Annotated in this window: 10 protein-coding genes; 6 read left to right on the top strand and 4 right to left on the bottom strand. The window is 36.3% G+C overall.

All coding sequences use genetic code 11. The annotated features are described in order from the left end of the window. Window positions 1-44: 44 nt before the first annotated feature. Window positions 45-410, bottom strand: coding sequence for a recombinase family protein (locus AB1H92_RS08205; protein WP_115360755.1), 366 nt, complete (start codon window positions 408-410; stop codon window positions 45-47). 807 nt (window positions 411-1,217) lie between these two features. Beyond that, window positions 1,218-1,916, bottom strand: a complete 699-nt coding sequence (locus AB1H92_RS08200; RefSeq protein ID WP_115360756.1) for a pseudouridine synthase — start codon at window positions 1,914-1,916, stop codon at window positions 1,218-1,220. A gap of 288 nt (window positions 1,917-2,204) precedes the next feature. Between AB1H92_RS08200 and AB1H92_RS08195 the strand changes: the two genes are divergently transcribed. From AB1H92_RS08195 to AB1H92_RS08175, 5 genes are all read left to right on the top strand, one after another. Beyond that, window positions 2,205-3,191, top strand: coding sequence for an ABC transporter substrate-binding protein (locus AB1H92_RS08195; protein WP_115360757.1), 987 nt, complete (start codon window positions 2,205-2,207; stop codon window positions 3,189-3,191). A gap of 100 nt (window positions 3,192-3,291) precedes the next feature. Then, window positions 3,292-4,284: an ABC transporter permease gene (locus AB1H92_RS08190; RefSeq protein WP_115364069.1), complete on the top strand. Its 993-nt coding sequence runs from the start codon at window positions 3,292-3,294 to the stop codon at window positions 4,282-4,284. Continuing rightward, the gene (locus tag AB1H92_RS08185) at window positions 4,271-5,065 is read left to right on the top strand and encodes an ABC transporter ATP-binding protein (RefSeq protein WP_115364070.1); all 795 of its coding nucleotides are present in this window, start codon (window positions 4,271-4,273) and stop codon (window positions 5,063-5,065) included. Before AB1H92_RS08190 ends, AB1H92_RS08185 begins: the two co-directional genes overlap by 14 nt. Before the next feature lie 512 nt (window positions 5,066-5,577). Then, window positions 5,578-6,531, top strand: coding sequence for a 2-hydroxyacid dehydrogenase (locus AB1H92_RS08180; protein WP_115360758.1), 954 nt, complete (start codon window positions 5,578-5,580; stop codon window positions 6,529-6,531). Window positions 6,532-7,686: 1,155 nt separating this feature from the next. Next, complete coding sequence (locus AB1H92_RS08175; protein WP_134268494.1) at window positions 7,687-8,247, top strand: PIN domain-containing protein; 561 nt, start codon at window positions 7,687-7,689, stop codon at window positions 8,245-8,247. A gap of 329 nt (window positions 8,248-8,576) precedes the next feature. Here the strand turns inward: AB1H92_RS08175 and AB1H92_RS08170 are convergent, their stop codons facing one another. Both AB1H92_RS08170 and AB1H92_RS08165 read right to left on the bottom strand, forming a co-directional pair. After that, complete coding sequence (locus tag AB1H92_RS08170) at window positions 8,577-9,794, bottom strand: CaiB/BaiF CoA-transferase family protein (protein WP_115360761.1); 1,218 nt, start codon at window positions 9,792-9,794, stop codon at window positions 8,577-8,579. A gap of 62 nt (window positions 9,795-9,856) precedes the next feature. Continuing rightward, window positions 9,857-10,654: an enoyl-CoA hydratase-related protein gene (locus tag AB1H92_RS08165; RefSeq protein WP_166739505.1), complete on the bottom strand. Its 798-nt coding sequence runs from the start codon at window positions 10,652-10,654 to the stop codon at window positions 9,857-9,859. 302 nt (window positions 10,655-10,956) lie between these two features. Between AB1H92_RS08165 and AB1H92_RS08160 the strand changes: the two genes are divergently transcribed. Continuing rightward, entirely contained in the window at window positions 10,957-12,831 is a 1,875-nt protein-coding gene (locus tag AB1H92_RS08160) for a sigma 54-interacting transcriptional regulator (RefSeq protein ID WP_115360763.1), read from the top strand. Window positions 12,832-12,834 lie beyond the last annotated feature (3 nt).

Here is a 12,834-nt window from a genome sequence, read left to right as displayed (position 1 = left end):
TTAAAAGAAAGTCTGCTTTGAATGATTAATTTGGTAATGAATAACTAATTTGAAAGTGTCCATTGAATTGTTTGTCTGATGTTTTGATGAACAACCTCGTTTGGCATCTCAGTAGAAATGATCTTTACATTGTATTTTTTAAATTCATCCAAAATCGCTGTAAGTTCATTTTTATCCCGTGAAAGTCGTGTATATGACCTTATAATAATTGTATTAATTTCCTTACTGCGAATCAATTTTAATAACAAGTTTAAAGATGGTCGATATCCTACTCCGCTAGCTAAATCAGTTAAGATGATTGGATTTAAACCATTTACTTTAGCATAGGCTACCAGATTTTGTAGCTGCTTCATATTTTCCAAAGAATTAGTACGACAATAAATTGCCGCATCAGATTGTAAGTTTTTCAAAGATTTCAATATCCTTTCAATTGTTTATTTGTTGTTCAGGTAATGTTATTGTTCGTTAATGAACATTTGGATTAGGTTTTATTGGTTTGTCGTCTGTTTTCCTCCTAGATAAAAGACTTTTAAAGTGGCTACATACCCGCCGCGGTTTTCGCTAAGTGTGTGTAGTACTATTTGTTTAATCTTACAAAGTACATTGTATCTTCGTATTTATATATTCGAAGAGTTTTCATGAAAAATAATAATTTCTTTTTATTTATATTTTTAGATTTGATTAAAATAGAAATAAACCATGCTTTCAAAAGATGGGGAATCCTTTATTTACGTTAAAAATGATTTGTTGTAAGCACCACTACATCTCATTTTAAATTTTAATAATCTACCGTCAGTACTCTACACATGTGGAAGTAGTGGGGTTGTTGGTGAAAGAATTGTCTAACTAAAATAAAGTCTTCCGACAGATAATAAACATTTCCGATTTTTTATTGCCAAGTGAGTCAATTTCATAATTACTTAAATCCGCTAAGTTGATACAATATATAGTTGAGAACGGTTTAACTCAACTTTATATTGAATCGGCGCAGCGAATGGATTGGATTATGAAATTGATTAAAGTACCTATGTCAAAAAATATTCTGGTAATACGCTATAAATGTATAGATAACCATCGAAGCTGATATCTACCGAATGCAGGATGTATGATTGTGCATGTGTGTGAATTAACGTGAATGTTTGTAACACAGGTACCTAAAATTAATGTGAAATAGCCTGACAGCGCATTAGCGTTGTCAGGATTTTTTTAAAAAAGTATCACGATTTTAACTTCGCTATCTCTTCTTCAGTCAAGTAACGCCACTGGCCACGCTCTAATGATCCAAGCTCAATATGCTTGATTCGAACCCTTCGCAAGTGCGTGACAGTATATTGAAATCGTCTGCACATTCTACGGATCTGTCGATTCAATCCTTGAGTTAACGTTATGCGAAACGTAAAATTGTCCAACTGTGTAACGGTACAAGGGTTAGTCGTCGTATAGCCTTTTGTTCTCGGATTGTAAATGTCTACACCGTTTGATAAATCTTTTATAAACGTATCCGTTATTTTTTTGTTGACGGTTACAACATATTCTTTTTCCTGTTGATTCTCGTCTTTCATTAAGTCGTTTACAATACTCCCGTCATTGGTTAATAAAATGAGACCTTCTGTTTCTTTATCCAGGCGTCCAACGGGAAATATCCGTTCAGGATAGGAAATAAAGTCGATAATATTACCGGCAATAGCAGGGGAGGCAGTACAAGTGATCCCACTCGGTTTATTAAGTATCATATAAATGTCTTGTGCCGTATGTGTGATGGTGTGACTGTCTACTTCAACATGATCATCCTCTTCAACAAAATAAACATGTGACGCAATCTCACCATTCACTAGAACCTTTTTAGCCGTAATATAGCGTTCCGCCTGTCTTCTGGAACAAAATCCCGAAGAACTAATATATTGATTCAACCTCAACGTGTCCGCTCCTTGTCAATCTACGTGTTTTTTCCATTATAACATGTTTGCTATTTCGCATAATGACTTGATTCGCTCTTAGGTGGTAATGTAATGAAGTATCATATCTAAAGGGATCGGAAAGCTCGCATATGTCGCTCAAAGGAAGCTTGGCGACTTGCCTTCTTTTTGTTTTCCATAAAATGTGATAATACAGAATCATCTTGATTCTAGGGGGTCTTCCTAGTATAATATATAAATCGACAAGTTTAGAAGTTTCTGATAATTATACATAGGGGGAATAGGCAGATGAAAAAGTCTTTACAGCTAACGATTCTTGCGGTAATCAGTATGTTTGTTTTGGTTGCTTGTGGAAGTGACGGTGAGAAGGAAAGTGGAAGCGATAGCGGCGGTGAGAAATACATAATTGGTGCGACACAAATATTAGAACATCCATCGCTTGATGCTGCGACTGAAGGATTTAAGAAAGCCATTGAAGATGCAGGCATCAATGCGGAAATTGATTATCAAAGTGCACAAAATGATATGAATAATGTTGCAGTTATTGCAGATAAGTTTGTTGCGGATGGTGTCGATTTAATCTTTGCAAACTCAACGCCAAGTGCTTTGGGTGCTCAAAATGCAACGAGTGATATCCCGATTTTGTTTACTTCTGTGACAGATGCAGTAGATGCTGATCTTATTGAATCGATGGAGAGTCCAGGCGGAAATATTACAGGTGTTGTTGATTTACATCCAGATGCAATTGGAAAAACGATTGAATTTATTGATCAATATTTTAAAGATGCAAAAGTTGGAATTATTTATAATGCAGGCGAGCAAAACTCTGTTGCGCAAATGAAAGCCATTGAAGAGATTGCAGACGGAACAAGTTTAACGTTAATTGAAAGAACTGTTGCGACGTCAGCGGATGTTCAACAAGCGGCCATGTCACTAGTCGGAGATATTGATGTGTTTTATGTTTTCACAGATAATACAGTCGTTTCTGCATTAGATAGCGTTGTAGATATTGCCAACGAACAACAAATCCCATTAATTGTAGGGGAACCAGATTCTGTGGAATTAGGTGGATTTGCATCCTATGGATTCGATTATTACTCAATTGGTTATCGCACGGGAGAAATGGCAGCGGAAATTTTAAAAGATGGTAAAAAACCAAGTGAAATTAGTGCTGAATATCCGCCAGAGTTAAAGTTGTTTATTAATAAAGAAGCGGCAGAAGCACAAGGAATTGAATGGGATACAGACTGGGACGATGCAGAGATTATAGAATAACAAGTCGGAGGTAGTGAATCACTACCTCTTTAATTTACAATCTATTCAAAGATGTAGTTTTTTCTATCGATAAAAAGAGAGTAATGAGGTGAAAATGGCGATGTTTTTAGCTTTATTTGGTGCTGTTGAATCAGGTTTGATTTATGCGATTATGGCGATTGGTGTCTATTTGACTTTCAGAATATTGAATTTTCCTGACTTAACAGTAGATGGAAGTTTCGTCACGGGTGGTGCAGTTACTGCAATTTCAATTATAAATGGGGTACCACCCATTTTTGCGACAATCCTTGGGGCATTCGCTGGGTTTCTCGCGGGCTGTGTAACGGGCTTACTACATACAAAGGGAAAAATTAATGCGTTACTCTCTGGAATTTTAATGATGATTGCGCTTTATTCTATTAATTTAAGAATCATGGGGAAACCCAATTTATCTTTATCAAGGGAGTCTACTTTAAAAAATCAGTTCATCGAAGTGTGGGAGAAAACGGGAATTGATGGTGTCATTAATAATTTATTGGGCTCTATGGGAATCGAACGATTACCGGCGACGTGGGGCATTGTGTTTTTGATGATTATCATTATGATCCTAATGAAAGTAATCATTGATTATTTCTTGAAAACTGAAATTGGATTAGGGCTAAGAGCCACAGGAAATAACCAAGTGATGAGTCGTAGTTTTTCAGCAAATACGGATACATTAATTATCATCGGTTTAGGAATTTCGAATGGGCTTGTTGCATTGTCAGGTTCTTTAATTGCACAATATGGTGGGTTTACGGATGTTGGTATGGGAATAGGGATGATTATTATTGGGCTTGCTTCGGTCATTATCGGCGAAGCATTGTTTGGTGCAAAAACAGTTGCAAGGGCAACATTGGCTATAATTCTTGGTGCAGTGATTTACCGGATAGTCGTTGCATTGGCGCTTCGAGTTGAATTTTTAGATACAGGGGATATGAAGCTCATTACGGCCATTCTTGTCATTGTAGCATTGGTGACACCAAAAATTGTACAAGTGCAAAGAGAGAAAAAGCGCCGACTCGCAAAACGTGCCGCATTGAAGGTAGGTCATGTTAAAAATGTTGAAGCTTAACAATATAGAAATTACTTTTAACGAAGGAACGTTGGATGAAAAACAAGCTTTAAAAAACACAAATTTAACATTAAAAAAGGGGGAATTTATTACGGTCATTGGTGGAAATGGTGCTGGAAAATCCACTTTAATGAATATTATCTCTGGTAATCTCATTGCCGATATTGGGGATATTTTGATTGATGGGAAACAAGTCACGCATTTGCCAGAATATAGGCGCGCAAAATATATTGGACGTGTTTTCCAAGACCCTATGGCAGGAACTGCACCAGAAATGACGATAGAAGAAAATCTAGCGATTGCTTATTCACGCAATAAAAAACGAACATTGTGGCTTGGCGTGACGAAAAAACGTCGAGAATTTTTCAAGAAAGCGTTACGAACGTTGAACTTAGGATTGGAGAATAGATTAAATGCAAAAGTAGGTTTATTGTCTGGTGGAGAAAGACAGGCACTATCATTATTAATGGCAACATTTACAGAGCCTGATATTTTATTATTGGATGAACATACTGCAGCACTCGATCCTGCACGTGCAGAACTCATTGCTAATTTAACGTCTGAAATTGTTGAAAACTACCAATTAACGACGTTGATGGTGACGCATAATATGCAACAAGCACTCGATATGGGGAATCGTTTAATTATGATGGATGCAGGGAAAATTATTTTTGATGTGAGCGGGGAAGAGAAAAGAAAGCTAACGATTAAAAACTTAATGGACGAATTCCAACGTATACGGGGAAAACAACTGGAAAGCGATCAAGCTGTGTTAGGGTAAAATAAGGGTTGTTGCATTTGATGGAAACCAAAGGAAGAGTAAATATATAGTTCGAAGATGAAGTTAAATCGAATAAGTAGCTAATTTAGGAAAAGAGCTATATGCGACAACTATCTTGACAAAACCGTTATTTCCATATGTACTTCAGTAAAACTCCGGGTATGATCCAAAACTCGGGGTTTTTTCTGTCTGGAAAGTCGAAAGACCCCCGTAGTGACGGGGCCTGTGCTAAAAAAAGATTCACTTTCAAGTACCTGTGCTAAAGGTTATTCTGAAAATTCACTACAAATGTATGGATATTCATGATATAATAGGAGTTGTAGAGTATGATGAATAATAACCTAAGATCTCCTGCCCACCCAAATCAAATGGTGAAAAATTGATTTGCAGAAACAACCCGAAAAATTATTCCTTAAATTTTTAAAAGATGTCTGAATAATCATATGCTGCTTAGATATCAAGTTAACAATATTATTAAGTGTAACTATAGAAAAATGGAGGAAAGATAAAGAATGAATATTGTAATCTTAGAATCTCTAGGAATTAGTGATGAAGAGTTCAATAGAATATCAAAACCTTTAACTGATAATGGCCATGAGTTAGTTGTATATGATGATGGAAAAACAGATGATGAGACCCTTAAAACGAGAATCAAAGATGCAGAGATTTTAGTACTCGCTAATATGCCACTAAGTGGTGAAGTAATCGATGCTGCAGATAAATTAAAATATATTTCAGTAGCCTTCACGGGTTATGATCATATCGACTTAGAAAAGTGTAAAGAGAAAAAGATTCAAGTCTCAAATGCCGCAGGTTATAGCACACATTCTGTAGCAGAACTTACTTTTGGACTTATCACTGCGTTGTTACGCAGTATTGTACCTTTAGATGGTGTCACTAGAGAGGGAGGTACAAAGAATGGCTACAGACAGACTGAATTAAATGGCAAAACATTAGGCGTCTTAGGTACTGGAGACATAGGTGGCTCAGTAGCTAAATTAGGTTTAGCTTATGGTTGTCGCGTCGTTGCTTATAATAGAAGCGAAAAGCAAGAACTGATAGATCAAGGTGTAGAATATAAGTCATTAGATGAAGTCCTAGAGACGAGTGATATTGTCACGATACATACGCCGCTTACAGATGAAACCAAAAACTTAATTGATAAAGACAAGCTAGAATTGATGAAAGAGAGTTCGTTCTTGATCAACACAGCAGTTGGACCGATTGTTGATAATGATGCATTGGCAGAAGCACTGCACAATGGAACAATCGCTGGTGCCGGTTTAGATAGAGTGGATATGGAGCCACCAGTTCCTGCAGATTACCCTATTCTAGATGCTCCGAATACTGTTCTGGTGCCGCATGTCGGATATGCAACAGATGAGGCGATGGTAAGAAGAGCCGAAATTACATTTAACAATATTGTTAAATGGGAAAAAGGCGAACAAGAAAATATCGTTCTATAAAATAGCCTAGAACAAACCTATCGTTACGGTAGGTTTGTTTTATTTATGTGAGAGGTATTATCAGATATAGTATATATAAATGTAAATTTAACGCTAATTAATTGCCAAAAACTAGTGGAGAGTTTGTTTTTAAAAAATGCATATGATTTTTAGAAATAAGATAGGGTAAAAGAGCGGGTTGGGGGTGGGAGGTTCGGAGGAGTTTAAAACACCGACACAATAATAAATAGAAAAGCTCGTCGTTTGATTTTTTTGAAGGCGAGCTTTTTAATGTCTCAAGAGAAATGATGGCGTCGTGTGTCTCTTTTAAGATGTATGAATCATTCGCTAATGCTAATCTCATGATTGGTCACTTCTTTCATCATGACATGTAGTAGCGTCATCTTTATAGATCTTCCACGAAGGAGGAGCGGTCTTATGAAAAAATATTGGTAAACAAAGTTCGTTGCAAAAAGTGCGACGATATCATTGAATTAACACATAGCTATGATTTTAAGAGATGTAAGTATGGTGCGATATTCATAGATGGGGGAACAGATTACCAGCGCTGTGGCTAGGAGATGAATCTGGGGAAGGGGCAGTGCTTGAAGATTATATTGACTTTTGGTTATTCAATTTATTAGGAAAGTTAAAGATGGTTTTCAAAACAATCGAGTTTTTAATCAACTAAGACAGTTATTTTTAGCTCTTTGCTTATCAGCTCAACTGATGTGATAGTTCCGAAAAAAAGAAACCCCTTTAAGGGTTTCTTTTTTGGAACTATCGATAATATTACAGAGGGTCTATTTTATTATTTTAGTTAATTTATTGATAGTCTTTTCTTTTTTAGGTTTAGTCAATAGGTGTGGAAGCATAAATAAAACACAAAATATCCATGCACTAAACGAACTAAACATTAGTTCAACTATTCGGTTCCACCAAAGGCCGAGAGGATCGTAACTAGGTACGGTTAACAATTCAAATGTGTAAATAACAACCAGAAAGCAACTAAATATTATACATAGCCAAAGTAAAATCGTACCTATGTAGTATAGAATCTTTTTCATGTTTATCCCTCAACAGTATTATAATTCAGTTAAAATATTGCATAGTTTAGTAGGATATTCGCTTCTAAACACATATTATATTTATTTTGACCAAAAGTGTTATTTGGATTTGTATAAAGAACACACAGATATATTGCTTACTGGGGATGAAGGAATTAAAACCATTTCATACCAAGACGGGAGGATTTATTCACAAGAGGCAACATCTAAAGTAGTTCAAAAGGAGATTGAAACACTAGGGGAAATAATTCAATGGATTGACCAAAATTGTAAAAAGATAGGTATGGCAGTATTTGACGGCAACAACTCAAAAGAAAAGAACTTTATTCAAAGTATTGAAAACCCGATTTTGATATGTCGACAAGGTTCGGCATCATTAATGATTGATAATTTTTTATTTGATAAATATGCAGCAGAACACAATATAGAAACATTTAACGTCATGGATTTTGTACGTTATTTATTTATTGAAAAAAAGATAACCCAAAGTCAGTATTACGAATACACTTCTAAATTAATAATGATGGGTTATAGCTATATTCGTACTGAACCTGGTTTGTATATTTATTTGTTAAACAAAAATAATTGCCAGATCAACGAGAAAGTAGAGCGCCTTTTTAACAATCTTAAACGAGATGATTTAAATCAGAACATCTTTTATCAAATGTGAAAGGTGTATTAATGTGGCTTGTATAAATGCTAGAAATGAAGTAGACCAGGTTATCCATAAGCTTTGTGAGATTATTTTATATCATCAATACAAAATTAAGGATGGATTAAATAAGTTTATTACTGATTGCGAAAAAATAACATCTGAAAAGATTGGTTTCGATTGATGCGGCGTTAAGGCATTGGGGGGAATTAGGAAAGATTTGATAAGTGGTAGCCATCACAATCACATAGAAGCATTAGATTCCATATTCAAAAACGCTTGGATCTGTATGAACCAGGCGTTTTTGAATTCTTTGTCTTAGGTATTGGAAGAACCTACAGCCCTAATCAGGTCATTTGTTTAGTAGCAGACTTGATATTATCACAAGCGATAGCAATCCCATCATCTAGAAATTCCTGTATATCTTCTTCAGAGTATTTGAGGTCTTCTAAAATGCTTTTTGTGTGTTCCCCTAGTTTAGGTGGAAAGGACCGAATCTTTCCTGATTTTCTAGAAAAATGAAGCGGTACACCGATTGTTTTAAGTTTGCCAATCTCAGGATGATACTCTTCAAATACCATACCCCGTTCCTCAACGTAAGAATCATTCAAGATATCTGATAACTGATTGACAGGTCCAACCGGGATTTCAATTTCCAGGAAGAACTCTTCCCAATCCTTTATTGTTTTTTGCTTGAATATATCTTCTAGAATTGGGATGAGCTCTTCCCGATGAATGACTCTTCCTTCATTTTTATTGAATCGTGCATCTTTTAAAGCTGAAACGTTAATTTTATGAGTAAAAGTAGTCCACATATGATCAGTTGCAATAGCAACAACGAAGTGGCCATCTGACGCTTGAAAGGTTTGGTAAGGAACAATGTTAGGATGTTCGGTTCCAACGGCTTCCGGATTTTCTCCTGTTGCAAAATAACTGCTTGCAAGATAGGTTTGCCAGGAAATAATAGTGTCCAATAGAGAAGCATCAATCCACTGTCCCTTTCCTGATTTGTTGCGTTCCCAAAGAGCTACCATTATGCCAAATGCTGCCCACATGCCTGTGCCTAAATCTGCAAATGAGTATCCAGCCTTCAATGGTGAACCGTCTTTTTCGCCGGTGACAGACATTAGGCCGCCCATTGCTTGTGCCAATACATCGTAGCCCGGTCTTTGGGAGTACTTTCCCTTTTGACCAAATCCGGAAATCGATGCCAATATAATTTTCGGGTTTTTTTCCTTAAGAACCTCGTAAGACAACCCAAGGCGTTCCAGTGTTCCAGGTCTGAAGTTTTCAATTACAACATCTGCCTTTTCAATAAGTTTTAGTAAAATTTCCTTTCCTTTACTAGTCTTAAGGTTTAAACTGATGCTTTTTTTATTTCGGTTAACACTCAGGAAGTAGGTGCTCCAGTCATGTATAAATGGTGGACCAAGATGGCGTGTATCATCACCAGTAGGCGTTTCAACTTTTATGACTTCAGCACCCAGGTCAGACATCATCATCGTTGCGTATGGCCCGCTTAGTAGGCGGGTAAGGTCAATGATTTTAATGTTACTTAATGGCATAGTAAACAGCTCCCGTCTGTAATTTAATGAGATTTATCATGTCCAATAAACAATGTGCTAGATTATTGCCCTACTTTAGAACGATTAAAGTTAGGAGTTCGTTTCTCGATAAATGCGGCGATACCCTCTTGAATGTCTGGAGCGCTATAAGAGTTCAGGATAATCTGTTCATTTTCGTACTTGCTTTCATCCATACCGTCAAGAATGGAGTTAGTGATTTTTTTTGCACCGCGAATTGTTTCTTGCGATCTGTTCACAAGTAGTTTTGCATAGTTATAGGTTTCTTCAACGATTTCAGTCTCTTTATAAACACGGTCAACAAATCCAATTTGGTATGCCTCTTTAGCATCAAAAAATCTGCCTGAAAATAGGATGTCTTTTGCTCGCGAAGGGCCAACCGTGTGAACCAATCGTTTTGTTTGTGGAACACCATAGACCAGCCCGATTTTCGCAGGGGTAATGCCAAATACTCCCGTCACAGAGCTAAACCTTAAATCACATGCAAGTGCAAGCTCACCACCCCCGCCGATGCAAGGTCCTTCAATCATCGCTATCACTGGCTTACTGAAGTTCTCTATAGCATCTCCTGCATTCGTAACATGTGTGTCGTAATTCAACGCATTTACCGCATTAGTACGTTCAATGGCAAACTCTTCTATATCAGCCCCGGAAGAAAATGCGCTCGCATCTATTCCACGAATAATAACGACATTGATATCTTGATCATTTTCCAAGTCTAATAGAAGAACTGGTATTTTCTTCCACATATTAAGTGTCATGGCATTCTTCTTTTCTAAATTATTGATATAGATTGTTGCAATGTTATTGGACTTAGTTACAACTAATGAATCTTTTTTCATGAACATCTCCCTTTCTTTTTTGGACCTATTATTATTCAAGGTTAGTAAACCAAGCCAAGCCTAACTATTCCAATGTTCCAATAGCTTGGCTTCCCTGTACAGTAATATCTATGCAAGTTCCATGCCACTTGCAAAACACTTTTTTTGGTTAAATAAATAATATGTAAACATTGCTAGGTTGCATTTGAATCAATAATCAATCATCTCCGAGTGAGATTGTCATTATTTTCGGAATAGTGTAAAGTATTTCATAATGATACAAAGGGATTTCAATATGTTACTTAAAAGGGGAGGAATGTATTATGTATCCAAGAATAGCCATTTCTGGTTCTGGTCAATTTTCTCTGTTAGCTGCTAATGTTCTGAAGAAACTAAGCTTGCCAGATTGGATAGAAGTAGAGATTGTTGAAAGTCCAATGGAACATTTGTTAAATAGTGATGAAACTGTCTCAAAAGAAATGTTCGATCAATCAACCATTATTATTAGCGGAGGGCAAAGTGCTGAGTTTTTGGAACAAAAGCTTGATAACATGGTTATTCCAGTGAAAGTGTCCTATGTTGAATCACTTATACAACTAGCTAAGGAAAAACAACATGACGAGATCGCTATTATTAATTATAAAGCGAAGTTGGAAGACATCGATGTCTTAAGTAAATATTTTAACTTCAAGATATCTCAATTTAGCTTTGACACATTGGAAGAACTTATTAAAATATTTAAGGATCTTCGCCAAAAAGGCATTAGTAAAATTATTGGAGGTAGTTTTGCTAGTAAAGTTGCAGAAGAATATGATGTGGAAAGTTTATTTTTCTACAAAGAGGCTGCTTTGCGGGAATCAATTGAGATGGCGGTTAAATATCTAACTATTTATCGTAACGAGATGGAACAATCTGCCCTTTTTAGAACAGTTGTTAGGATTAGTAAAAGTGGCGTCATTAGTGTGGATCAAGACTATCGAATTACCAGTGTTAGTACTTCAGCGGAGAAACTTCTAGGTATAAATAAAGATCAATTTTTGAATCATTTTATTGGTGACTGTATAGAAGAGCTTCATTTACCCTCCGAAGAGATTGACGAAAAGTCTGTAGTGTTTAATTGGAAGGGAATTAAATTAGTTGCAAATCGATCGCCTGTGTATATAGAAAAAGAAAAAGTCGGAGAAATATTTGTCATTGATGATGTGAATAAAATTCAAGAGCAGGAATTAGACATTCGCAGGATGATTAATAAAAAATCTTTGCAGTCGCAATATGAATTTATTGATATTATTGGCTCTAGTGAAAGATTAAAACAGGCTAAAGAAATTGCGAAAAAGTTTAGTAAGGTAAATAGCCCTGTCCTAATTCAAGGGGAATCCGGAACTGGAAAAGAGCTATTTGCACAAAGTATTCATCATTCAAGCAAGCGTAGTCAAGCACCATTCGTCGCGGTTAACTGTGCAGCCCTTCCGGAAAGTTTATTGGACAGTGAGTTGTTTGGATATGAAGAAGGGGCATTTACAGGAGCTAATAAAGGAGGAAAAAAGGGTTTATTTGAAATTGCTGATAAGGGAACTATATTTCTTGATGAAATTAGTGAACTTCCTATTCATCTCCAATCTAGGCTTTTAAGGGTGCTTCAGGAAAAAGAGGTGATGAGGATTGGTGGCAATAAAGTGATATCTGTTGATATTCGTGTCATTGTTGCCACGAATAAAGATCTTATGAGATTAATACAAGAACAAAAGTTTCGGGAGGATTTATACTATAGAATTAGTGTTCTTCAGCTTTCTGTACCACCCCTCCGGGAACGGCGAGAAGATATTGAGGAAATTGCAAGGGACTATTTCAGGCAATTAAATATTAATGAAGAACGCTTGCTCACGTCATCATCGTTAAGACTTCTTAATGATTATTCATTTCCGGGGAATATACGAGAACTGAAAAATATATTAGAAAGGTTTCAAGTTTACTCTACAGGAGAGGAGCTGAATGAGGAAACCTTAAAGAAATTGATGCAACAAGCGATAGCCCCGACATCGATTTTCGAACAACCGCGTCCCGAGACGTTGAATTTAGAAGAGAATGAGAAAAATCTCATCAAGGCTGCACTTATTAAACATTCAAACAATAAGGGGAAGGCAGCAGAAGAATTGGGGATTAGCCGGGCAACACTTTGGAGAAAGTTAAAGGAGTGAAAC

Source organism: Sporosarcina pasteurii (genome assembly GCF_041295575.1).
GTDB lineage: Bacteria > Bacillota > Bacilli > Bacillales_A > Planococcaceae > Sporosarcina > Sporosarcina pasteurii.
Note: the sequence above shows the minus strand (reverse complement) of the source record. Positions and strands in the feature narration are given on the sequence as shown.

Excerpts from the sequence above, each read along its gene's own strand:
- AB1H92_RS08180 (WP_115360758.1), top strand. The coding sequence starts at position 5,578 with ATGAATATTGTAATCTTAGAATCTCTAGGAATTAGTGATGAAGAGTTC.
- AB1H92_RS08165 (WP_166739505.1), bottom strand. The coding sequence starts at position 10,654 with ATGAAAAAAGATTCATTAGTTGTAACTAAGTCCAATAACATTGCAACA.
- AB1H92_RS08195 (WP_115360757.1), top strand. The coding sequence starts at position 2,205 with ATGAAAAAGTCTTTACAGCTAACGATTCTTGCGGTAATCAGTATGTTT.
- AB1H92_RS08185 (WP_115364070.1), top strand. The coding sequence starts at position 4,271 with ATGTTGAAGCTTAACAATATAGAAATTACTTTTAACGAAGGAACGTTG.
- AB1H92_RS08160 (WP_115360763.1), top strand. The coding sequence starts at position 10,957 with ATGTATCCAAGAATAGCCATTTCTGGTTCTGGTCAATTTTCTCTGTTA.
- AB1H92_RS08170 (WP_115360761.1), bottom strand. The coding sequence starts at position 9,794 with ATGCCATTAAGTAACATTAAAATCATTGACCTTACCCGCCTACTAAGC.
- AB1H92_RS08190 (WP_115364069.1), top strand. The coding sequence starts at position 3,292 with ATGTTTTTAGCTTTATTTGGTGCTGTTGAATCAGGTTTGATTTATGCG.